General features: G+C 48.0%; 22 protein-coding genes. All 22 read right to left on the reverse strand.

The features are described 5' to 3' along the window. Positions 1-145: 145 nt before the first annotated feature. The gene (gene selD / locus L9W92_RS08410) at positions 146-1,192 is read right to left on the reverse strand and encodes a selenide, water dikinase SelD (protein WP_240083303.1); all 1,047 of its coding nucleotides are present in this window, start codon (positions 1,190-1,192) and stop codon (positions 146-148) included. 133 nt (positions 1,193-1,325) lie between these two features. Next, positions 1,326-2,369 (reverse strand): cell division protein FtsZ, encoded by a 1,044-nt coding sequence (gene ftsZ, locus L9W92_RS08415; RefSeq protein WP_240083304.1) that lies wholly within the window; start codon positions 2,367-2,369, stop codon positions 1,326-1,328. Positions 2,370-2,431: 62 nt separating this feature from the next. Next, entirely contained in the window at positions 2,432-3,514 is a 1,083-nt protein-coding gene (locus tag L9W92_RS08420; RefSeq protein ID WP_240083305.1) for a cell division protein FtsA, read from the reverse strand. A gap of 91 nt (positions 3,515-3,605) precedes the next feature. Then, positions 3,606-3,947, reverse strand: a complete 342-nt coding sequence (locus L9W92_RS08425) for a small basic family protein (protein WP_240083306.1) — start codon at positions 3,945-3,947, stop codon at positions 3,606-3,608. Positions 3,948-3,955: 8 nt separating this feature from the next. After that, entirely contained in the window at positions 3,956-4,660 is a 705-nt protein-coding gene (locus L9W92_RS08430; RefSeq protein ID WP_240083307.1) for a DUF881 domain-containing protein, read from the reverse strand. 13 nt (positions 4,661-4,673) lie between these two features. Continuing rightward, positions 4,674-5,369, reverse strand: a complete 696-nt coding sequence (locus L9W92_RS08435; protein WP_240083308.1) for a DUF881 domain-containing protein — start codon at positions 5,367-5,369, stop codon at positions 4,674-4,676. A gap of 45 nt (positions 5,370-5,414) precedes the next feature. After that, entirely contained in the window at positions 5,415-6,152 is a 738-nt protein-coding gene (locus tag L9W92_RS08440) for a cell division protein FtsQ/DivIB (protein WP_240083309.1), read from the reverse strand. Positions 6,153-6,471: 319 nt separating this feature from the next. Further along, positions 6,472-7,731: a UDP-N-acetylglucosamine 1-carboxyvinyltransferase gene (murA, locus tag L9W92_RS08445; RefSeq protein WP_240083310.1), complete on the reverse strand. Its 1,260-nt coding sequence runs from the start codon at positions 7,729-7,731 to the stop codon at positions 6,472-6,474. A 15-nt stretch (positions 7,732-7,746) separates the two neighbouring features. Then, positions 7,747-8,658, reverse strand: a complete 912-nt coding sequence (gene murB / locus L9W92_RS08450) for a UDP-N-acetylmuramate dehydrogenase (protein WP_240083311.1) — start codon at positions 8,656-8,658, stop codon at positions 7,747-7,749. Then, positions 8,651-10,036, reverse strand: coding sequence for a UDP-N-acetylmuramate--L-alanine ligase (gene murC, locus L9W92_RS08455; RefSeq protein ID WP_286726281.1), 1,386 nt, complete (start codon positions 10,034-10,036; stop codon positions 8,651-8,653). Before murC ends, murB begins: the two co-directional genes overlap by 8 nt. Positions 10,037-10,386: 350 nt before the next feature. Then, the gene (gene murG, locus L9W92_RS08460) at positions 10,387-11,508 is read right to left on the reverse strand and encodes an undecaprenyldiphospho-muramoylpentapeptide beta-N-acetylglucosaminyltransferase (RefSeq protein ID WP_240083313.1); all 1,122 of its coding nucleotides are present in this window, start codon (positions 11,506-11,508) and stop codon (positions 10,387-10,389) included. Between the two features lie 12 nt (positions 11,509-11,520). Continuing rightward, positions 11,521-12,624 (reverse strand): stage V sporulation protein E, encoded by a 1,104-nt coding sequence (gene spoVE, locus L9W92_RS08465; protein ID WP_240083314.1) that lies wholly within the window; start codon positions 12,622-12,624, stop codon positions 11,521-11,523. A 36-nt stretch (positions 12,625-12,660) separates the two neighbouring features. Continuing rightward, complete coding sequence (gene murD, locus L9W92_RS08470) at positions 12,661-14,022, reverse strand: UDP-N-acetylmuramoyl-L-alanine--D-glutamate ligase (protein ID WP_240083315.1); 1,362 nt, start codon at positions 14,020-14,022, stop codon at positions 12,661-12,663. Between the two features lie 207 nt (positions 14,023-14,229). After that, the gene (gene mraY / locus L9W92_RS08475; RefSeq protein WP_240083316.1) at positions 14,230-15,216 is read right to left on the reverse strand and encodes a phospho-N-acetylmuramoyl-pentapeptide-transferase; all 987 of its coding nucleotides are present in this window, start codon (positions 15,214-15,216) and stop codon (positions 14,230-14,232) included. After that, complete coding sequence (locus tag L9W92_RS08480; protein ID WP_240083317.1) at positions 15,177-16,619, reverse strand: UDP-N-acetylmuramoyl-tripeptide--D-alanyl-D-alanine ligase; 1,443 nt, start codon at positions 16,617-16,619, stop codon at positions 15,177-15,179. The genes mraY and L9W92_RS08480 overlap by 40 nt, the downstream gene beginning before the upstream one ends. Before the next feature lie 68 nt (positions 16,620-16,687). Further along, positions 16,688-18,184: a UDP-N-acetylmuramoyl-L-alanyl-D-glutamate--2,6-diaminopimelate ligase gene (locus L9W92_RS08485; RefSeq protein WP_240083318.1), complete on the reverse strand. Its 1,497-nt coding sequence runs from the start codon at positions 18,182-18,184 to the stop codon at positions 16,688-16,690. Between the two features lie 75 nt (positions 18,185-18,259). After that, positions 18,260-20,383: a stage V sporulation protein D gene (locus tag L9W92_RS08490; protein ID WP_240083319.1), complete on the reverse strand. Its 2,124-nt coding sequence runs from the start codon at positions 20,381-20,383 to the stop codon at positions 18,260-18,262. A gap of 36 nt (positions 20,384-20,419) precedes the next feature. After that, the gene (locus tag L9W92_RS08495) at positions 20,420-20,920 is read right to left on the reverse strand and encodes a septum formation initiator family protein (protein WP_240083320.1); all 501 of its coding nucleotides are present in this window, start codon (positions 20,918-20,920) and stop codon (positions 20,420-20,422) included. 98 nt (positions 20,921-21,018) lie between these two features. After that, positions 21,019-21,960 (reverse strand): 16S rRNA (cytosine(1402)-N(4))-methyltransferase RsmH, encoded by a 942-nt coding sequence (rsmH, locus tag L9W92_RS08500; RefSeq protein WP_240083321.1) that lies wholly within the window; start codon positions 21,958-21,960, stop codon positions 21,019-21,021. Positions 21,961-22,034: 74 nt separating this feature from the next. Then, positions 22,035-22,472 carry a division/cell wall cluster transcriptional repressor MraZ gene (gene mraZ / locus L9W92_RS08505; protein ID WP_240083322.1) on the reverse strand — a complete coding sequence of 146 codons (438 nt, stop codon included), beginning with the start codon at positions 22,470-22,472 and terminating at the stop codon, positions 22,035-22,037. A 152-nt stretch (positions 22,473-22,624) separates the two neighbouring features. Further along, positions 22,625-23,431: a histidinol-phosphatase HisJ family protein gene (locus L9W92_RS08510; protein WP_240083323.1), complete on the reverse strand. Its 807-nt coding sequence runs from the start codon at positions 23,429-23,431 to the stop codon at positions 22,625-22,627. 76 nt (positions 23,432-23,507) lie between these two features. Beyond that, positions 23,508-23,948: a Fur family transcriptional regulator gene (locus L9W92_RS08515; protein ID WP_240083324.1), complete on the reverse strand. Its 441-nt coding sequence runs from the start codon at positions 23,946-23,948 to the stop codon at positions 23,508-23,510. Between the last annotated feature and the right edge of the window lie 117 nt (positions 23,949-24,065).

Below are 24,065 nucleotides of genomic sequence, written 5' to 3' on the forward strand. Positions count from 1 at the left end.
GGCAAAAAAATTAGTATTCCGTTACCAGTATATTACTTCAATTAACCGTTTATGACAGGCAAGTAAAATGATAACAGCCCTGACCTAATTATACACGGTCAGGGCTCAGGAATTTGTCGAGTCTTGAAGTGATGCGATTTTTTTCTTAAGAATTAATTACCAATATTCGCGGCTTTGCGTCAATAACCTCCCCAATTTCAGCTGCCGCCACTCCCTCCGCCAATAAACCATCCATGACAATCTCTGTTTTGTCCCCGGGAACAGCCATCAAAAGGCCGCCTGAAGTCTGCGGGTCGGCTAGGACAAGTCTGTCAACATCTTCAATGCCGCCTTCCCATGTGAGAAAATCGTCAAGATAATTTAGATTACGATAAGCGCCTGCCGGGATAATACCCATACCGGCAAGGGACCGCGCCTGTCTCAGAACTGGTATGGCCGGTAATCGCAGCCTTGCTCCCACACCGCTGGCCGCCAGCATCTCATAAAGATGGCCTAACAGTCCGAAACCGGTTACATCTGTGCATGCGTTTATCCCGGTCTCAATCATAACCCGGGCGGCACGGTTATTTAAAGTCACCATTAATTCAACAGCGCCCTGATAAGTTGCCTTGTCGACCAAATCACCTCTTAAAGCCGTTGTCACAATGCCTATGCCCAACGGTTTGGTCAGGATTAGGGTGTCTCCCGGGCGCGCCCCGGCATTGGTTACTATGCGTTCCGGGTGGACCACACCAGTTACGGACAGCCCATATTTGAGTTCCTCATCTTCTATGGTGTGTCCGCCGGCTGGAATCGCGCCCGCTTCTTTTACTTTTTCGGCCCCACCTTTGAGGATCTGCACCATAACTTCCAATGGTAAGGTTTTAGTTGGAAAGCCGATAATATTTAAGGCCAGTAGCGGTTTAGCTCCCATGGCATAGATATCGCTCAAAGCATTCGCGGCTGTAATCAACCCGAACGTATAAGGATCGTCGACAACCGGCGTGAAATAATCCACTGTTTGTACAATGGCCATATCATTATTCAGCCGGTATACGGCCGCGTCGTCAGAGGTGGAGGAACCGACCAACAGATTCGGATCTTCAACTTGTTCTAACTGGCGCAGCACCTGCGCCAGGTCCTTGGGACCGATTTTAGCCGCTCACCCGGCGCAACTGGCCATCTGAGTCAGGCGATACTTTTCTTCCTGCATTCCGTTCCCCCCTCTCTCCTGACTATTATTTTACACCATTTTAAGATTATAAACCTGCAACGAGCACATTTTGAACGAGGAATTTATATAAAAACCCCTACCTTGGTAGGGGCGTTAAACATTCCTTGTAGCTTTACCGCCGCCGGAGAAAAGCGGGGATATCCAAATCGTCGTGGGTGGAGAATGGTTTTATTTCCATCTCCATCCGTTCTTTTCTAAAGCTTTTCTGCTCAAAACCAGTCGCAATAACCGTTACTCTGACTTCCGCTTCCATATTTTCGTCAATGACGGCGCCAAAAATAATGTTCGCTTCCGGATCTGCGGCTTGTGCGATAATTTCCGCCGCCTCGTTTACTTCAAACAAGCCCAGGGAAGTACCGCCCGTAATATTTAATAGAACACCCCTGGCGCCTTCAATGGAGGTTTCCAGCAGAGGACTGGAAATAGCAGTGCGGGCGGCCTCGGTGGCCCGGTTGTCGCCGTTGGCGACACCAATGCCCATTAACGCTGAGCCGGTTTCCCTCATGATAGTTTTTACATCTGCGAAATCTAAATTAATCAGTCCAGGAACAGCAATCAAATCCGATATACCCTGGACCCCCTGGCGCAGTACGTCATCTGCAATACGGAAAGCTTCGACTATGGAAGTATTCTTTTCTATTACCTGCAATAGTCTGTCATTAGGAATGGTGATCAAAGTATCAACTTTGGCTTTCAATGTTTCAATGCCGCCCTCAGCCTGATTGGAACGCTTGCGCCCCTCGAAATTAAAAGGCTTGGTTACCACCCCGACAGTTAGGGCTCCCAATTCTTTAGCCACTTCAGCGACAATAGGCGCCGCTCCGGTACCGGTGCCGCCTCCCATACCGCAGGTGACAAAAACCATGTCCGATCCCTTTAAAGCCTGCATTATTTCATCGCGGCTTTCTTCAGCCGCTTTTTGCCCTATTTCGGGGTTGCCGCCCGAACCAAGTCCTTTGGTCAGTTTAACGCCTATCTGGATTTTTTGGTTTGCTTGCGCCAGGTGAAGGGCTTGAGCGTCAGTATTAACGGCAATAAACTCTACCCCTTTTAATCCTGCGCTAATCATCCGGTTCACTGCGTTATTTCCACCACCCCCGACCCCGATAACTTTTATATTTGCAAACTGGTCAAGGTCAAGTTCAAAATCAAGCATGCCTTAGCCTCCTCTTAGAATCAGTGTATAAAAACAATATGCAATTTACCATGATGCTACTATTATGATGCGAAACCACATTTGACAAGGCCAAAGGCGTTCGCATAACGTGGACCCAAATCCATTCCGGTATCTTTAGGCACACCAATCCTCACCGGAAACCGCAGGCTGTTTTCAACTAACGAGGTAAGACCGCCCATTTCCGCCACTCCACCGTAAAGGACAACACCGCCGGGCAATTGGCCTGCGTAATTAAATTTTACTACCGCCCCGGCAATCATTTCTAAAACCTCTTTAACCCGGGCCGTGATTATTGAGTGCACCAAGTCGGCAGGCACGTTTACAGCTTTTTCCCCATCCACCCTGATAATATCTATACACCCTTGCCCGGCTTCCCTGTTAACCTGGTATTGTTTTAAGATTTCCCTGGCCTGTGTCAAGGAAATATGCAACCCTATGGCTAAATCAGCAATTATGTGCTCGCCGCCAACCGCCAGAACAGCATTTTCCCGGATTAGCCCCCGGTCGATAACACTCACCGTCGTAGCGGCCGCGCCAAAATCAACAAGCAATGTTCCCAGCTCTTTCTCGGCCGGACTCAAGAGCGCTTCAGCCGCTGCCAGCGGGCTGTATATAATATCACGTACTGCCAGGCCGGCCAAGCGGGCACTCTCAATAACACTATCAAAATCGCGGCCGCAGGCAGTTATTGTGCGCACCTCGGAAATAAGCCCTGATTCTAAAATACTAAGCAGGCCAGGAGTGGAGAGAACCGCCAGCAGTTTTTCTCCAGCCGGAATTCCATCTGCTGCTATATCCTGTAAATGAACCCTGCCACCGGCATGTTTTCCTGCTTTTAGAGCAACTCTGCAGTTTCTTGTTGTTATTGATAAGCCGCTGTAACCAATATAGGCCGGGAGCGCTCTCCCTCCCGCTATTTTCCCTGCTTTCTCCAACGCTTGTCTGATTGATCCTGACGCCGCCTCGCTATCAACAACTGAACCTCTCCGTACACCTAAGGTATAACTTTCGCCCACCCCGACTATCCGCGGCTGAAAATCGTTAACAGCCTGAGCAATCACCACCGCCGTATTCATACTGCCTAGGTCAAGACCAACCAGCGTAGCAGGATGTCTTTTGGCCAAGAAAGGAACCTCCCGACCAGCTTTACTTGTTTTGCTAATATTCCATCTTATAGGAATTCCACATGGAATACAATTTCCCTCTTTAATAAACTTACTTTTTTAACAAATGTCTACGCATAATTGCAAGGTTTTGGAAGAGCCTGACACCAAAAGCAACTACCGCGGCAAGGTAAAGGTCAATCCCCAACCTCTCACCAATAAAGGCCAGGCCTGCCGCCAGCAATGCGTTGCTAAAGAAACCGGTAACAAAAATGTCGTTATCGAAGTGGTCTTCCATAGCCGCGCGTATGCCTCCAAAAACCGAGTCCATCGCAGCCAGAGCCGCCACTGAAATATATTTGGCATAGGCTTGAGGCAATACCAAAGGAATATTCAACCCGACCATGATCCCCACTCCCAGGCCAAATACCGCCAACCATAGTCCCAACCACATATTTAAGTTCACCCTCTTTGCGTTGATCTGGCATAATCAAACCGCAGCTCTCCGGTAAAAGCAGGTATTACTATATTATCTCTCTCCTCCACTTTTACCGTTATGCGCTCGCTCAAGTTTTCCACAAGCCCCCCCTTGATTTCCAAGCTGCTTTTTAATGTTGTGGCATTACCAATGGCAGTAACTTTATAAGGGGCAGTCAGTTTGGTAAGATTTACATTGATATGGTTCCCTGCCAGGCGGACCTCGCTGGTGGCAAGAATCCGCTGGTTGTTTACGGCGATGGCTTCCGCCCCGGCGCCGCGCAAATCATTAATTATTTTCAACAAGTCCTCGTCTTTAACAAAGTAAAGATTGGGATTCCCGCCCGGTCTTGCGTTTTCGGCAAGATTGTCTAACGTCACCTCTACGCCGGGACCTTCAACTTTTGTTAGTCCCGCATAGAGTCTTATTTTAAGCAACTCGCTGGTAAAAGCGTCCGTTGCTTGCGAGGAACCTTTACCTGCCTCTTCAAGCTTGGCCGTCAAGTCGTCCACTTCTTCGCGCAGTTGAGTGATATCTTTCTGCAATTGACGCTTCTCCATGGTTAATTCCTGCTCACGGCCAGAGGGCACTCCGCTTTCGATACTACTGGTAGTCCGAAATTGAAATGCCACAATTAAACCCAGTATGAGCGAAACTAAAGCGATAGAAAAATAAATTGACTTATTCAAAACCAACTCTCTCCTAACCGGCTGCTTTCGCGTATTCAAATTTAATCCCGCCGCTGTATGCCGGCACGGTAACTTGAGCTATTTTTTTAACTGAGACTTGGATTCCCCAGACTTGGAGAGCTTCAGCCACTCCGCCTTTCATTTTCAAAGAATTCTCCAGAGTATCCGGATTGCCGATCGCTGTAATCACAAATGGCGGCGCCAGGCGCTTACTCTTGTTCAACACAATAGTCGGACCCGTGCACCTAACCTCGGTGGTTGCCAGCAGTCTTTGACCGTTAATCGAAACCGCCTCAGCTCCGGCTGCGTTGATTTCATTTAAGACCTTTAACAAATCTTCATCATGCAGCACATAAAGGTTGGGGTTCTGGCCCGGGCGGAGATTAATATTGCTGTCGCTCAAAGTAACCTCAACGCCTGGCCCGCTTAATTCGGAAACACCGGCTTCCACCTTGGCTTTCTCCAGTTCATCCCGCAGGACTGGATTCAGTGGGGTGGCGTTATCTAATTCGGCACGCAAATTATTAACCTGGGTTTGAAGCGCTTCGTGGTTTTGCCTCATTTGGTTTACCTCAGCCGAAAGTTCTTGCACTCTTTGCACTGATTCGGTACGGTGGATTTCCCTGGTAAAGCGGAACTGAAAGGCCAGCATTATTCCAAGCACCAGGCCCATTAGCGCAAACACCCACTGATAGTTTTTCAATCTCATCAACCCTCCTCCCAAATGGGATATCTTTCAACGAGGCTGTCTATTTTAATAATATTTCACCACAGGTTTTCCCGAGGATGAGATATCTATATAATCAACCTTGGCGCCTTGTTTTTGCAGTTCTTGCAAGATCCTTGCCAAAACCACGCCTTTTTCCCTTACCTCAACAGCCTCCCCCAAACGGCACTTTATACGATCCAGTGTATAAGCCTTAATCTGGCCATCCGGGTCGATATGCACCTCCGAGAGCTGGTTAACCACCTCATCCGGCAAGCCGCTGATCATCATCAGGACATCCGCCAGGAGCTCCGTTTCAACTATCTCCCCAGGTTTGACGACATCCACCTGCACTCCTGTTATTATTGGCACACCGGGAACACCTGACCCGGTCTGCTGAAGGCAAATGCCTTCCTCATCCACTTCGAAAAAACCGTTTCCCGCCGGTAATAGCCCTAACGGGCGACGTTCAGTAACAGTAATCAACACAGTTGAGGGCAATACTCTAGTAACACGCGCCTCCTTAATCATGGGTACCGTTTTTAATCTATCAGCTGCAGCGGCCAAATTAATTTTAAAAATGTTAACACCTAGGCCAATATCCGCCGCATTACGCACATTATCCTCAACAAGATACTGGTTGCCCCGGACCACCACCCGTTGTATTTCAAACAGCGGCGATCGCAAAAAAACATACCCGGTTATCAAAACTAAAAATATAAAAAAAAGACTTTCAGGAGCATTCCATTTTCTTTTCTTTTTACCACTCTGAAAAGTGTCCTTCAATAGCACCTCACTCCAGTGGCATATTTACAAAATCTAGCCAAATATAATTATAGCAACTGTTTTTTCCTTGTCCATGGTTCAATGCAGTTTATTAATATAATAATTTCAGCATTTAATTAGTATTGTCCTGGCGCCAAGCAATTTAATCAATGCTCAGGCAGGAATATTTTTTATGTTTAGGTAAAAAGTTTACCGGTAAAAAAACATCTGTGGTTAAAGAAGGTGGCATGTGAGGGAAGAAGAAAATATTGAACATGAGCTTGGCGAACAGAGCTGAGCATATAAGGCCCGTCCTGAAGATATCCAAAAAAGAGCCACATTAATTGTGAACTCTAATAATTCTCGCACCCAGGGCGTTATACTTTACCTCCAACCGTTCATACCCGCGGTCGATGTGCTGGACTTTTTCCAAAACAGTCCCGCCTTCAGCGGCAAGCGCGGACATTACCAGCGCCGCCCCCGCCCGTAAGTCGCTGGCTTCGATATAGGCGCCGCTCAGTTTATCAACTCCTTTAATGATCGCGGTCTGCCCTTCGACCTTAATATCAGCGCCCATCCTGCGCAGTTCCCCAACGTGTTTAAAACGATTTTCAAAAATAGTTTCAGTGATTACACTGGTTCCCTTCGCCAGACTCAAGAGCGCCATCATCTGCGGCTGCATATCGGTCGGGAACCCCGGGTAGGGCATCGTTTTTATATCGACCGCTTTTATACGCCCGTTTCCCAGCACCCTGACCCAGTCATCTCCAACGCTGATATTGACTCCGGCCTCGCGCAGTTTTGCCAATAACGGATCCAAGTGTTCGGGAATAACGTTCGTTATAGTCACATCACCACCGGTCATAGCGGCAGAGACCATAAACGTGCCCGCTTCAATACGGTCAGGAATTATAGTATAAGAAGCCGGTTTGAGGTCTTCTAAACGGACACCTTCGATCTTAATTGCATCCGTCCCAGCACCCTTAACCCTGGCGCCAATACTGTTAAGGAAATTTTGCAGATCTACTAATTCCGGTTCTTTAGCGACATTACGGATGAATGTTACTCCTTCAGCCAGCACTGCGGCCATGATTAGATTCTCTGTGGCGCCCACGCTGGGCAAGTCAAGGTGGATATCGGCCCCAACCAACCGATCAGCTTCGGCCGTGATATAGCCAAACTTTTCCTGAATCGTGGCTCCTAACAATTGGAGGCCTTTTAAGTGGAGATTCATCGGCCGGCTGCCGATTTGGCAGCCCCCCGGGTATGATATTTTTACGCGTCCGAACCTGCCTAACAGCGCGCCCAACACCAGGTTTGAAGCACGCATCCGGCGCATCAGGTCTTCTGATATTTCAACAGGCTGAACATTTGAGCTGTCAACTTCAACAGTGTTTCTGTCGCAATAAACTTTCGCACCAAGATGAGTCAGCACATCTTTCATTACCGACACGTCAAGCAGTCTGGGCACTTCATGGATGACGCTCTTGCCGGCGTTTAGAATACACGCCGCCAATATCGGTAAGGTGGCATTCTTAGACCCAGCGGCGCGAATAGTCCCTTTCAGGCGGTTCCCACCCAAGATCATGAATTTTTCCATTCTTGTCACCTCTGCCTAATCATGACCGGTAAGTTTTATTTCCGGCTGGAGATCCACCCCAAACCGACTGTTTACAACTTCCCTGGTGTGCTCAATTAAAGCCAGCACATCCCTGGCTGTGGCAGAACCCAGATTAATTATAAAATTGGCATGCTGAGTAGAAATCTGGGCATTCCTCACCCGCATCCCTTTCAATCCCGCAGCTTCAATCAAACGTCCGGCAGATTCGCCCGGCGGGTTTTTAAAAACACTCCCGGCGTTAGGATAGCAAAGCGGCTGTGACGCTTTGCGCCTGGTCAGGTAATCCGCCATTTCTTTCCGGATAAGTTCTTTATCCCGGGGATAACAGGTAAACGTAACCTCCACAATAATAGCCGGTTCCGAATGTAATATACTGTTCCGGTAGCCAAAACACATATCTTCCTTGTTCTTATTGATAAAATCCCCTTCGAAGCTTAATACCAGCACATTTTTAACCAGGGTACTCACGGTAGAACCGTTAGCCCCCGCGTTCATTACCACGGCCCCTCCGACAGTACCGGGAATACCGTTTGAAAATTCAAATCCGCCCAGACCGGCATCCATGGCCGTCGACGCAACAGCCGCCAATTTAGCTCCGGCTTCCGCAGTAATTTCCTTGCCGGCGGTAACCACCCTGGCCATGCTATTTCCTATCTTAACCACAACCCCCCTGATTCCGCCGTCGGAAACCAGAAGGTTTGAGCCCGCCCCAATCACTGTTAAAGGAACACCTTTATCTTTGGCAAAAGAAACAACGAGCTGGAGTTCCGAGCGGGTTCCCGGTTCCACAAAAACATCCGCAGGCCCGCCGATGCGCCAGCTAGTATGTTTTTTCATTGGTTCGCCTGCCCGTACCCGGCCGGGCAAAAGCGCAAGCAGTTCATGGTAAAGGGTTAAATCAGCCAATTTTTTGACTCTCCTTCAACCTGTTGACCAGTTCAACACCTGCGTTCCAAATATCACCTGCTCCCATAGTCAGGATCAAATCGCCGGGGCGCACTGTTTCAACCAGATAATTTACTATCTCTTGTCTGGTAGGCAAATAGATTACCTCGCGATGTTCATTTTTCTCAATCGCGGAGACAATATTTTTCGCGCTTACACCGTTTATGGGCTGTTCACCGGCACTGTATATGTCGCTGATAATAATAATATCCGCATCGCTGAACGCCGTCCCGAAGCGTTCGCCAAGGAGTGAAGTTCTCGTGTAACGGTGCGGTTGAAAGACCCCGACGACACGACCGTTTTTCATCTGGCGCGCTGCGTTCAATGTAGCTTTTATCTCAGAAGGATGGTGCGCGTAATCATCGACAACTTTTATCCCTTTTACTTCGCCCATACACTGAAATCTACGCCCGGCGCCTTTAAATTTTTTTAAAGCCGCCGCGATGCCCTCGAAAGAAAGCCCAATAAACCGGCCGGCCACAACCGTTGCCAGGGCGTTAGAAAGATTATGCCTTCCGGGCACGGTTAATTCAAGACAGCCTAAAAAATCACCCTGATAATAAACGTCACCCGCCGTGGTATCATTATCAAGCCGGAGATTTTGCATGGTATAATCCGCGTCATGCCGTTCAATGGCATAAGTCTGGTATGGGCGGTCATATTCATCCAATAGCTCTCTTATTCTGGCGTTGTCCAGACAGGCTATCAACAGGCCGTCGTACGGTACCTTGGCCATAAATTTCCGGAAAGCGGCCACTATGTTTTCAATGTTTTTATAATAATCCAAGTGATCGTCTTCTATGTTAGTAATTATTTCGATAAAGGGATTCAATTTTAGAAACGAGCCGTCACTTTCATCCGCTTCCGCAATTAGATATTCGCCGGTGCCAAGTTTGGCGTTCCCCCCGATATCTGTCAATTCACCTCCGATGATTATGGTGGGATCAAGATAATTCTTTTCAGATACCAGGGAAAGCATCGAAGTAGTTGTAGTTTTTCCGTGAGCCCCAGCTATAGCTATGCCCTTCTGTCTATCCATCAGCATTGCCAGCATCTCGCCCCGGTGAATGATCGGCAGGCCTTTGTTCTTTGCCGCAACCAATTCTACATTTGTGGCAGGAATAGCCGTAGAGGCCACAACTAAATCAGCATCTCCCAAGTTTTCCTCAGCATGCCCGGCATAACAGGTCACCCCAAGGGCTTCCAGCCTTTCGGTTACGGCTGTGGTTTTCAGGTCCGAACCTGTTACCTTATAACCTAGCCCCAACATAATCCCGGCTATACCGTTCATACCGGAGCCACCGATTCCGATAAAATGAACATGCTGTTTTTTTTGCACTAATCACATCTACCTTTCTAATATTATTTAAGCGTCATTCTTGCACTAAATATAAAACATTATTCCAGCATATACCAAACAAGGCCAGCAAATAATCAACCATAATTAACCACAATAAATAAATTTACCATATAAATTTATATGTCTTATTAATTTTTGTTAAGTATTTATCATCTCCTTAACCTTAACAGAAACCAATCAAATATTTCTGCCTGAAATATAGAATATACTATGCATATTTCAAAAAAGTGTTACATTACTCATATTAAGACTTGTCCACTGAATGTAGACCAATAACTTAAACTCATTACCATATTTTATATTACTGATCGCTTTATGTCAAAAGCTGGCTAATTTTTTCTTGTTTTAATTAACTCATCCACACATTCTATTATATCTTTGAGCGCATGTCTTCTGCCAAGCCTTTTACTGGCAGCACTCATGGCCGATAATTTGTTTCGGTTGTCAAGCATTTCAGCTACTTTGTTACATAACACTTCCCCGTTCAACTCGCGATCCAGCACTACAATCGCCGCCTGCTCTTTTTCAAGAGCGCGGGCGTTAAACTCCTGGTGATTTTCCGCGGCGTAGGGGTACGGAATCAGAATCGCAGGGATGCCCATGGCCGTTAATTCAGCCAGGGTGGCCGCACCCGCCCGGCTGACAACCAAATTTGCCGCCGCCAGGGCATCCTGCATGTTATAAAGATAAGGCATGATGGTAACATTCCCAATTTTGTCCAAATCTATACCGCAAGCGGCGATGTTATTGATAAAGTCTTGGTGCCCTAACGTACCGGTCACATGAATGATGCTTAGCCGCGGATCATCCGCAAACTTTTTAATTACTGAAACCATCGCCTCATTAATGGCACGGGCTCCCCTGCTACCCCCAAAAGACAATAATAAAAAGCACTCATGGCTTAAACCCAATTTCTTCAAGGCGGTCTTCCGGTCAGCCGTCAAGATTTCCGGCCGCACAGGCAAACCGGTCAGCCTAACCTTATCCCGGCTTGGGAAATATTCCATTGAGTCTGTGAAAGTCACGGCCACCAGCCCGGCAAAACGCGATAGAATCCTGTTGGTAATACCGGGAAATGCGTTTTGTTCATGGATCAAAGTAGGAACCTTGCTTAGAGCGGCTGCCAGCACCACGGGACCGCAAACATAACCACCCGTCCCGATCACCGCCACCGGCCGCCACCGCCGGATAATCCCGGCTGCCTGGAAAAATCCTCGTCCGGCTTGCCATAACGCCAATAAGTTATGGAGAGATAACCTCCGTTCTAATCCAGACGCTACAATACCCTCGAACGGAAAATTTTCTTTGCGAACAATATCCGTTTCCATACCCTTCGTTGTTCCGACATAAAGCACTTCCGCACCGGGATATTTTTCTTTCAGACCCCGGGCTATAGCCAGGGCAGGGTATATATGTCCTCCAGTCCCCCCGCCGGACACCACAAAACGCAAACACCTCACTCCTTAACGGGCGGCGGTATATTGAGAAATATTTAGCAATATACCCACTCCAATCATGGTAAAAAGCAGAGATGTGCCGCCAAAGCTGATGAAAGGTAAAGGTATACCTGTTACCGGCAAGGATCCGGTTACCACGCCAATATTGATTATTGACTGGATACCCACCCATGCGGTTATACCGGTCGCCAATAAGCTGGCGAACGGGTCAGTCGATGTGATCGCTATCTTTAGACCTCTCCAGATAAAAATGGCAAAAAGCAAGATTACCAGTGAAGCTCCGATAAAACCTAACTCCTCACCGATGATGGCAAAAATAAAGTCGGTGTGGTTTTCGGGCAGATAAAGAAACTTTTGCTTACTTTGCCCCAAGCCCAACCCAAATAAGCCGCCGGAGCCGATAGCGTATAAGCCCTGGACGATTTGAAATCCGTCACCCTGAGAATCGGACCAGGGGTCCATGAAGGCCATTAAGCGCTGCAACCGGTAAGGTTCCATCATAATAGCAAAACCCACCGCCACTAGGCCGGTTGCTATAATGCTGCCAAGATGGGTCAGCCTGGCGCCCGCGGCGAAAATCATTACTATTACTATTCCGGCCAGGGACACAGCTGTTCCCAGGTCCGGCTGGATTAAAATCAGGAGAGCCGCAAAGGACATTAACAGCAGGTAAGGCAATACGCCTTTCGAGAAAGTTTTGATATTGTCTTTTTGCCTGGCCAAACCGTACGCGGTAAAAATAATCATACAGAGCTTGACAAGTTCAGCGGGCGCGAAAGGTGTCGGGCCAACGGCAATCCAGCGCCGTGCCCCGTTTACCTCCTTGCCGATGCCGGGGATAAAAACCAACACAAGCAGCAGTAAAGCAATTATTAAGATCGGTAAAATATAATGTTTAAGCTGCCAATAATTGTACTTCATTGCCAAACGCATGGCAATCAATCCGAGCAGCGCCCATATTAACTGTCGTTTAAAAAAGTAAAAGCTGTCATTGTATTTGACCAGGGTGCTGTACTCGCTAGCGCTGAAAACCATGACAACGCCAATGCTTAATAAACTCATTACCGTTAAGAATAGAACAAAATCAGGAGACTTCTTTTTTTGCTGCATGGCTTTAGGCTACCCCCCCTTTAGTCAATATTACTCCTAATGATTCTTAAGACTAAAAACTATTTCTTTAAATAAATCTCCACGCTCTTCAAAATTATTGAACATATCCCAACTGGCGCACGCCGGGGATAATAAAACTATATCTCCGGGCCGGGCGGCTTGACTGGCCATCATCACGGCCTCCTTAAAACCCGCCGCGGCCAGGATATTTTCAAATTTTCTTGTTCTGGCGGCGTCGGCAATTAATCCGGCACTCTGCCCCAGGACCACCAATACCCTGACTTTTTCCTTGATTTTTTCAGCAAGTTCATTAAAGTCGCTACCTTTATTTTTTCCGCCGGCAATCAACACGATGGGTTTGTCATAAGCTTCAAGCGCTTTAATTGATGCATCCGGGTTGGTCCCCTTGGAGTCGTTAACGTACCTTACACCATTAATTTCAGCCACAAATTCCAACCGGTGAGATACTCCCTTGAAATTTTTCAAGGTGGAGGCCAGCGATGCGCTGTTCACTCCCATCACCTTGGCGGCCGCAACTGCCGCGAGAGCGTTTTCCAAGTTGTGCGCGCCGGGCATCTTTAAATCATCAACGCCGCAAATAATCTCAGCTTGCCCGTCAAGGCTGGCCGCGATTTTTCCCTCACTGACAAAGACGCCTTTCGCCAATTCCACACGCCGGCTAAAATAAACAGTATCGCCGCGTGATTTATTCCCCAGCGCAGCGGTCAGCGGATCATCATAATTCAGCACAATAAAGTCACCAGGTTTCTGGTTGGTAAATATCCTGGCCTTGGCCGCGATGTAATTGTCCATATTGCCATGACGGTCCAGATGGTCAGGCGTGATATTCAAGACCACACCTACCTTCGGCTTGAAGGCTCTGGTAGTTTCCAGCTGAAAACTCGATACCTCGGCTACAACGACATCTCTAGAACAGTATTTCTCTACTTCAGTTACTAACGGAAGGCCGATATTGCCGCCTACCAGCGTGGATATGCCGGCATCCTGAAAAATAGAGCCAAGCAAGGCGGTTGTAGTGGTTTTGCCATTCGTCCCGGTAATAGCCACAATAGGCGCCGCGGTAAAATGGTAAGCCAGCTCCAGCTCTCCGGTGACAGTTATTCCATTGTTCATGGCAGACAAGGCCGGCTCGACAGTAAGAGGAACTCCGGGACTCATAACCACCAGATCAAAACTACCCTTGCGCACCTCCGGGTATCTGCCGAGAGAAAGCTCAACCCCTTCAGCAGCCAACTCCGCCAACTGATTATCCTGATCCACCGGATTGCTGGCATCCGTTAAAACAACAACAGCGCCTTTTTTCAAAAGAAATCGTGAAACAGCCAATCCGCTCTTGCCGGCGCCAACAACAAGCGCTTTTTTATCCTTAAGTTCCATTGATGCCCGCCTTTCAAAAGCTGAGTGAACTCGTTTAGCTTCCGCTAAACTTCGGGGCTGCGGTGGGGGATTCTACCGCCACCGCAGCCCGAAGGCAATTCCATTCGTTGGGGACATTCCTCCGACCCCAAAGTCATATTATTGGGGACATTCCTCCGACCCCAAAGTCAGGCTTTAAAGAGAGGTGTGTCACCTTTCCTTAACACTTTACCTACCCAGGTGGTAAAACCCGGCAAGCCCAATCATACTAAAAACTATGGTAGCCGTCCAAAAGGTGAGCACCACTTGGTTCTCTCCCCATCCGCCCAATTCAAAATGGTGATGTAAAGGGCTCATGCGAAAAATACGTTTACCCCTGGTTTGAAAGGATATCACCTGGATGACCACGGAAAGTGTTTCAATAATAAAGATACCGCCGATTATTAATAAGAATAGCTCACTCCTGGTTATTACCGCAGCGGCGCCCAGCCCTCCTCCCAAAGCCAGGGAGCCGGTGTCACCCATAAACACCCTGGCCGGGTGGCGGTTGAAATAAAGAAAACCCAGACAACCCCCCGCCAATGCCGCCAGGCTCAGGGCAACCCCGGTGTTGTCCATCAATAAAGCAATAACCATCATACCCAGCGCAACCAGCAAGCTTACACCGGCGGCCAGACCGTCCAGCCCATCGGTAAGATTGACAGCGTTGGCCATCCCGACAACAACCAGAACGGTAAATGCCAGGAACAGCCACCACCCCAAATCCAGGCTTGCACCTCCATTAACTATCAGATATGAAAACGGCAGAGACAAGCTGGTGCCCCTATCTGATAAAAATACTACCCAATAGGCCAACCCGGCCGCAAGAAGCCCCTGCCCGAGCAGTTTCTCCCGTGCTCTCAAGCCCAGCGACCTTTTCAGCACAACCTTGATATAGTCGTCAAGAAACCCGATCAAACCGAACCCCAAGGATACAACGAGTACGATGATACTATCCCGCGCCCCTTGAGCGACTAACAACACCGCTACAGACACGCCTGCCAAAAATATCACCCCACCCATGGTGGGGGTACCCGCTTTTTGTTGATGCCGGGAAGGTCCTTCCGCGCGAATGTTCTGGCCGAACTTTAGCTTTCTTAAAACAGGTATTGCCAGGGGACCCACTAATAATGTCGTTAACAGCGAGGCAGCGAATGCCATCCATAATCCTTGCATGAAAGCCTCCTACTATACTCATGCGCGGGCTTTGCCCCGGAAATCGACGCGACGATCTGCTCCATATGCATAGCTCTGGAACCTTTAACCAGGACAACGTCCCCTTTCCTGAGAATGCTGTTTAATACCGTTATCGCCTCTTGATTATTCGCACAGCTGTGGATCTTACCAGCCGGCATGCCGGATCTCACAGCCCCTTCAGCTATACCTGAAGCGAGATCGCCAACCACCACCAAAGAGTCCACCCCCAGGTCAGCCGCTATTGAACCAACTTCAACGTGTCCTTCCACCGCCCGGGGACCCAGTTCCAGCATATTGCCGAGCACAGCCACTGTACATCTGCCTCCGGATACTTCTTTCAGTACCCGAAGGGCTGCCCCGGTTGAAGCCGGGCTGGCGTTATATGCATCGTTAATAATTTTCACATCAGCCGCTTCGATAATTTCCAGGCGCATGTCCGATAAAGTCACTGTGTTAAGTCCCTCAGCTATTTCTTCGATAGAAAAACCAAATTCCCTTCCCACTGCAATCGCGGCAAGCGCATTCAGCACATTGTGCCGCCCCGGCAGGGACAGAGAAAATCCCCACTCGCGCCCGGATATTTTTGCGGTAAACTGGTTGCCTCCCTTTTCCGCTCTGACATCTTTAACCATTATTTCACATTCTTTATCGGTACCGAAAAAGATTACCTTCCCGCGGCAACGCCCGGCCTCCCTCCGAATAAACGGGCTGTCGGCATTTAATACGGCAAACCCGTCGGCTGGAATGTTTTCCAGTATTTCTCCCTTGGCCGCGGCAATGTTGCTCACCGTTCCCAGCAACTCCAAGTGGGCCTCTCCGATATTGGTAATCACCGCGCCGGTAGGCCTGGCGATACGGCACAAAGTATTTATCTCTCCCGGTCCCCGCATACCCATTTCCACCACCGCGACCTCTGAGCTTTCATCTATATGTAAAAGCGTAAGCGGCAGGCCAATCTCGTTATTATAATTACCCATGGTTTTTACGGTGCGTAAACGCCTACCCAGAACAGACGCGATCATATCTTTTGTCGTAGTTTTCCCGTTACTGCCGGTCACTGCGATCAGCGGTATCCCGCACCGGTCCCTGTTCAATGCCGCAAGTGCCTGCAGGGCGGCCAGCGTATCAAATACTTTTATTACAGGAAGACCGGCAGTTACCTTTACCGCCCGGTCAACCACCAAGCCTCCCGCGCCAGCCGCGACTGCCAGGTCCAGGAACTGATGGGCGTCGTATTTTTTTCCCCTCAAGGCTAAAAAAAGGCTGCCGGGTTCTATTTTACGGCTATCGGTGGAAACCTGGCTGAATACAACGCCGGAATCACCCTGGATAATTTCGCCGCCGATGGCTTTAGCTATTTCTACCAAGGTGGTTGCTTTCATACTAACCCCCGTTTATTTGTTTACAAATCATCCTTTTTAGCAACTCCACGCACTCGCTTTTTCAGGATCTAACCGTTCCTTAACTCCAAGTAATTTTTAATTGCTGAAGCTGCTTCCCGGCGGTCTTCAAAGGGAAACTTTTCCGTACCGATTATTTGGTAATCTTCATGACCTTTACCGGCGATAATTACTACATCGCCCTTGCGCGCCATACTTATTGCCAGGCCGATAGCCTTGCGCCGGTCCTGTTCCACCAGATAATTCTCCTTTGGAGCCAGCGGCCGCACCCCTTCAATGATGTCCTGGATAATCTTCGCCGGACTTTCTGTACGCGGATTATCCGCAGTAATAATTTGAAAATCACTGTATTTTGCAGTTATGCTTCCCATTACCGGACGTTTCCCACGATCACGATCTCCTCCGCAGCCATAAACTGTGATTAAACGCCCCTGGGTTAACTGGCGGGCTGTTTTCAGGATATTTTCAAGGCCGTCCGGAGTATGGGCATAATCAACAATTACTGTAAAATCCTGACCCGCGTCGACCTTTTCAAAACGGCCCGGTATTCCCTGTATGTTCTCCAGGGCACTTTTGATAATCTCGTGCGGTACGCCCAAAGCCGCCGCGGCGGTAAAAGCACCCAGCGCATTATACACGTTAAACAGGCCGGTTAAACATAGATTTAATTGACAGCGACCCAGCTTCCCATCTATTTGAAAATTAACGCCCCGGGTATTTATATTAACATTCGTGGCGTAAACATCCGCCGTGTTCTTGATCCCGAAGGTGTGGACCAAGCCACCGGCAGCTTGTGCAAAGCGCTCCGCAGCCGGATCATCCGCGTTAATTACAGCGTGTTTTATTGTGCTTTTGTCGCCGGGTACCTTCAGGTTCTTGAACAGCTTTAATTTTTCTTCCAAATATTGACCCATGCTCTGGTGAAAATCCAGGTGATCCTGGGTGAGGTTGGTAAAAACCGCCATGTCAAACTCGCAACCGTCCACCCGGTTTAGCGCCAAAGCATGAGAAGAAACTTCCATAACACAGGCGCCCACCCCTTCCCTGACCATCCTTCTTAGCAATGCCTGCAAATCAGTTGATTCCGGGGTAGTATTATTGCCAGGTATAACCTGGGTGCCAATTCTGTTATGAATAGTGCCGATCAATCCCACTTTTGCCCCGGAAAGGCCCAAGATTGCCGAGATTAAGCTGGCTGTCGTGGTTTTGCCGTTAGTACCCGTTACACCAATCATCTTTAATTCTTTGGCAGGATCGCCATAAAACCGCGCTGACAGTACTGCCAAAGCATGCCTTGTATCTTGAACAACAGCCCATGCTATATCCGGCGGCAATTCAACCTTACGCTCCATTACCACCGCTACGGCACCTTGTTTTACCGCTTGCCCCACATAATCATGCCCGTCAGATTTAAACCCTTTTATGGAAACGAAAAGAAAACCCGGGCATACCTTGCGTGAGTCATAAGTTATCCCTTTAAGCCGGACATCATGATTGCCGCCGGCAGCTTGGATATTTACTGCTTCAAGCAGTTTTTTCAAAAGCAATTAAAAATCCTCCCATTCGGGATTGTTCTACTCAATATTTCATAGTATTTCCATTATTGACATCTATTGATATTCTTAATCATGCAAGGTTTGCACAAAGCTTTCACTGAATTCAACATTAATAGTCGAACCTCTAGCAACTTTTGATCCGGGTGGCGCTTGCTGCCCGATAGCCACTCCAGTGCCTGCCGGGCTTAAAACAAGTCCCAGATTCTCAAGCAAGCTTCCTGCTTCTTTAATGGTCAGTCCTTTTAAGTCAGGTACGGCAACTTCATTGGATGTGCTGGCTTCCTGCAATTCGAGAATGACGGTGGCGCCGCTCAAAACATCAACACCACCTTTGGGAACCTGACTGCTTACAATACCGCCCTGGCCTCTTGTCTGAACTACTAGACCGGCGTTTTTCAGCACCCTTTGGGCGGCTTCCACCGGATAATTCACCACATTAGGGACAATGATTCTCGACTTGGGTTCTTCAAACATAAAGGGGTCCTTCGGTTTTTCTATAGTCCTTTCCGGAACCTTCAGGTAGTGCAGAGTGTCCAACGCTACCGCCTTAAAGGCCGGCGCCGCGACCTGACTGCCAAAATAGCTTGGTCCGTTGGGTTCAGCTACCATCACCAAAGTAGCAATTTCCGGGTCGTCCGCCGGTGCAAAACCCATAAACGATGCCACATACTTGCCGTCAACATACCTTCCCTGCTCAACCACCTGGGCGGTACCGGTTTTACCCGCCGCGCCATACCCGTCGACAAAGGCATTTCGACCTGTTCCCTTCTGAACCACGTTAGTAAGCAGCCGCATCAAGGTTTGAGCGCTGTCTTTTGAAATTACCTGGCGAACCGGTTCAGTATTAAACTCCTGCAGCACCTTTCCTTCAGGGTCGGTAATCGCCTTAACCAGTCTCGGTTTAAGCAAAACTCCTCCGTTGGCCACCGCGGAAGCGGCGCAGATCAGTTGGATTGGCGTAACAGCAATAGACTGGCCGATGGACATTGTGGCAATATTTAAGTCAGTAACTTCATCAAGAGGAATTTGCAGGCCTACTTCCTCGCCGGGCAAGCTGATCCCTGTCTTCTGGTCCAGACCAAAAGCATTGATATATTTATAAAATTTATCCTTGCCCAACCTCAAACCCACTGTAATAAAACCGGGGTTGCATGAATTCTGGCATACTTCTTCAAAGGTTTGCAAACCGTGTCCGCCGTCATACCAGCACCGGATTGTCCGGTCCGCGACTTTGATAAAGCCGGGGTCATTAAATGTGTCGCTCGGCCTCACCGCGCCTTCTTCCAAAGCGGAAGCGGCTGTAATGATTTTAAAAGTTGAACCGGGTTCATAATTATAACAGACGGACGGGTTATGGTCCCATACAGACTGAGGATAACGCTGCCACTCAGCCGGATTAAATGTCGGCCGGTTCCCCATGGCAAGGATTTCCCCCGTTTTGGGATTCATTACGATCATGACAGCCAACTTCGGATGGTAGGACTCTGTAATCTTATCCAGCTCTCTTTCAACAAAAAACTGAATGGTCTGATCAATTGTCAGCACCAGATTGTTGCCGGGCACGGGTGGTACGTACTTGTGCACCGCTTCAGGAATGCTTCTTCCCACGGCATCTTTTTCAATAACGATACGACCTGGAATTCCTGTCAATTCCTTATCATAAGCACTTTCAAACCCAGTCAGGCCCTGGTTGTCATCACCGACAAATCCGAGCAAGTGGGCGGCCAGATTGTCCTGACGGTAAAAACGCTTGTTTTCTTCCACCAGTTCGACACCATCTATTTTTAGCGCCTTTAGTTTTTGGGAGGATTCGTAGTCAATTCGTCTCTTTAGCCAGACAAAGCCCACATTTTGAGTGAGCTTTTTATACACGTCTTCCTTATCCATTCCCAAGGCGCCGGCAATCCTATCCGCGTTTTCCCGTTTATCAGGAACCTGGGGAGGGAATGCATATGCGGAATCCACACTGACACTTGAAACCAACTCATTGCCGTTCCGGTCAAGTATCGCTCCCCGCTTGGCCTCCACCGGCACGTCCCGGGTACGAATGCCCAGAGCTTCCGCTCTCAGCCTGTCCCCTTCGACAAGCTGAAGCCAGCCTAAACGCAAAACCAAAAACAAGAAAACAGCTGCGGCTGTCAGAAACAGTACGGTTATTCTCTTTCGAATCATTATGTTTGTTGTCTGCATTTGCCTCCTCCCAAAAACCGCAACCCTCAACCCGCTCTAACCGCTCTTATTATCAAACCGGTTTACCAATTCAGCAAAAGTTTCTATCAAGCGGCTTTTTTCTTTTTCACCCCTGGATACGGCGGCCGGTTGATCAGGCTGTACTTTTGACTGGGTTGTTGATTCCTGCGGGGCCGTGTCGGCAACAGTAATCACCATAAAATTATCAGCATCCGGCTTAACCATATTAAGCTTATGAATTGCCAGATATTCAATATTATCTATACTTACCAGTTGCTGAATATCCTTTTCCAAACCATGGTTTTCCACACGGAGGACGCTCAGTTCTTTATTTAGCCGGTTTATTTGGTAACCGAGGGTAAATAACTGGGAACAATAATAAGTAATAAACACACCAACTAAAAAAATCGCCATAACGAACCCCGTAAGCACAAGTTTCTCACTTTTGAAAACCGCCTTGCGCCTGCGTGTTTTTCTCGGCTGGAACGTTTCATCAAAAAAACCACAGTTGCCTTTCTTCTCCTGGGCTACAATCAATCTTATTCAACCCTCCCGAAGAATAGAACCACAGAACACACGTTCAGGTATAATATTCCATAAGAATTGAGAATAGACCATTCTCTTATTCACCACTGCTAATTCAATACCTTTTCCGCTATCCTGAGCCTGGCGCTTCTAGACCTGGGATTAAATTCCAACTCAGCGGGCCCGGGCACCAATGGCTTTGCCGTAATAATATTCAGAACCTTCTTTTTACCGCAAACGCATACCGGTAATTCTTTCGGACAAGAACAAGGTGACGCATGTTCTCGAAATAAGTCTTTGATAATACGGTCCTCTAATGAGTGAAAAGAAATAACGCAAATTCTTCCTTCGTTACCGAGAACATGTATGGCAGAACACACAGCTTCCGTTAAAACCTCAAGTTCATTGTTAACCGCTATACGCAACGCCTGAAAGGTGCGTTTAGCAGGGTGCGGACCACTCCGCCTGGCGCGGGCTGGAATAGCTTTCTTAATCACTTCAACCAGCTGGCCGGTTGTTTCGAGCGGCCGGCGGCTTCTTTCCACCTGGATAAACTCAGCTATCCTGGATGCCCAGCGCTCTTCGCCATATTCTTTAATGAGCCAGGCCAGCTCTTTTACCGACAATTCATTAACAAGTGTCCTGGCAGTTATTTCTTGCTCAGGGTTCATCCTCATATCTAAAGGAGCGTTATTCAGATAGCTGAAACCTCTGGCCGGGTCGTCAAACTGATGTGAAGAAGCGCCAAGATCAAATAAGACCCCGTCCACACAGTCAATATTTAATTGATTCAATTTAACCGCAAGCTCTTTAAAGTTTGCCTGCACAAATTCTACCCTGCCATGGTACGGCGCCAACTTTACCCTGGCATACGCGATGGCCTCCGGATCCTGATCAAATGCGATCAACCGCCCGCGTGGGCCGTTCTGTTCCAAGATGGACTCACTATGCCCCGCGCCACCAAGCGTGCAATCAACATAAATTCCATTCCGCTTTATGCTTAGACCAGTGACAGCCTCAACCAGCATCACCGGAACGTGAGCAAAATTCATAACACTACTCCATTGTGCTTATATTACCATGTTTTTCGACTTCAGGATATTAAATTGTTGAATCCTGTCGTTTCTTACAGCTCTAAATCAATATCAATAATCTTCTCAGCTATATCCTCATAAGAAGAAGCGGCCTTTGTTTTATAATTTTCCCATTCATGAGCAGACCAGATTTCCACCCGGGTGGAAACACCAATTACCACAGCGTCTTTTTCCAGTTTGGAGTATTCGCGCAAGTTACCCGGTATTAATATTCTTCCCTGTTTATCCACCTCACACTCCGTCGCTCCGGAGAAAAAAAACCGAACAAAGGCCCGGGCATCTCTCCTGGTAAAGGGGAGCGACTTCAGCTTTTGCTCTAAAACCTGCCATTCCTGGCAGGGATAAGCGAAAAGGCATCCATCCAGACCTTTTGTCAAGACAAAAAGATCTCCCAGGCCTTCTCGGAGACGGGCTGGTATAAAAAGCCTTCCTTTGGCGTCAATAATGTGCTGGTACTCTCCCATAAACATGACGGGAACCTCACTGGCAAATAATACGATCCACTAATCACCACTTTCCACCACAATTAATTCTATATTAATGAGAAAATTCCTTTTTTTAAAATAAAATTAAAAAGCCTGGTGAAAACTTTTATCACCAGGCTCACTTCTAGCAATCTTTGTTAATATATCTTTTTTGAAATTCTGTTCCGCTGGTCGAACAAGGTTATTTCCTCGTAACCGACTTCTTTTATTAAAGCTACCGCTTGCGCAAAACCCGCGCCGACCTGGTCCGGGTGATGGGCGTCCGAACCCAGGGTAACAGGCAGTCCATACCGGAAAGCGATCTTTAAAAAGTCCCGGGAAGGATAAATCTCCCGCACCGGATACCTGAGCCCCGCCGTGTTGACCTCGACACACACCCCAGCCCGCTGAAAAACCCGCGCGGTATCTTCATAAAGAGGGATTAAACTTCTGGCAGGGATAAAATTAAACTTTTTTATCAAATCGGGGTGGGCCATGATATCGAAAAAGCCGCTTAAAGCCGCCTGCTGGACAAGGCCAAAATACTTTTCATATAACTTCCAGATGTCCCATTCGCTGTATTTATCCAATTCTTCTTGATTATCGAAACTCCAACCGTCAATAAAGTGCACCGATCCAATCACGTAATCGAAAGGTTGGGAATTTAATAACTTACTCAGCTTGCTTTCATGACCAGGGACAAAATCAGCTTCTACGCCCAGCCTTACCCGCACCGGCCCGCTCTTTTTCTGCAATCGCCTGACTGCGCCGACATAGGCGGGGATCTCGTCCACCAGCATGGCATAGCCGGGCATTATTTTATCCGGGGGCATGAAATAAAGCGGCAGGTGGTCTGAAAAGCCGACCTCAACCAAGCCCCGCCTTAGGGCAGACGCAAAGTATTCTTCAATCTCACCCGTGGCATGGCCGCACATTTTCGTATGCAGATGATAGTCTACCGGCACTTGTTAAGTCCTTCCTTACTTAATGATAAAACGATTCTGCATTAAAAAAATATACCACCTCGTTGTGTGGCATGAGTCAGATACATTTTTTGCAAATACCAAAAATTTTTAACTGGTGGTTGGTTACGTTAAAATCATACTGTTTACTGACCCTGTTTTCCAACTCCTCCAGCAAGTCCTCGTTTACTTCAATAATTGCGCCGCATTTGGTGCATATGAGATGGTGATGGTGGTGATTCACACCTTCCACTCCGCCAAACTCGTAACGTCTGCGCCCATCCCCAAAATCCATGCTGTTAATAATATCAAATTCCTGAAATAGTTCCAATGTACGGTATACCGTGGCGATTCCCACATCCGGCGCTTTTTGCTTAACCAGATTATAGATATCCTCGGCGCAAAGGTGATTGCCTTTATTTTCTAAAAGGACTTTTAGTATGTGCTCCCGCCGTGACGTAAACTTACATTCCTTTTCTCTCAACTTTTCCCCGATATCTGAAATAACCTTCTCATTCATCAAACCACCGCCAGTAACGCTTTTCTTGTAGTATAAGCAATCCACGCGCGTCCGTCAATAAAAGACATTGTTGCAGGTATGCATAACCTAGTTTGACGCAATCTCCCAAGTCCTTTT

Source organism: Pelotomaculum terephthalicicum JT, assembly GCF_022410535.1.
Lineage (GTDB): Bacteria > Bacillota > Desulfotomaculia > Desulfotomaculales > Pelotomaculaceae > Pelotomaculum_D > Pelotomaculum_D terephthalicicum.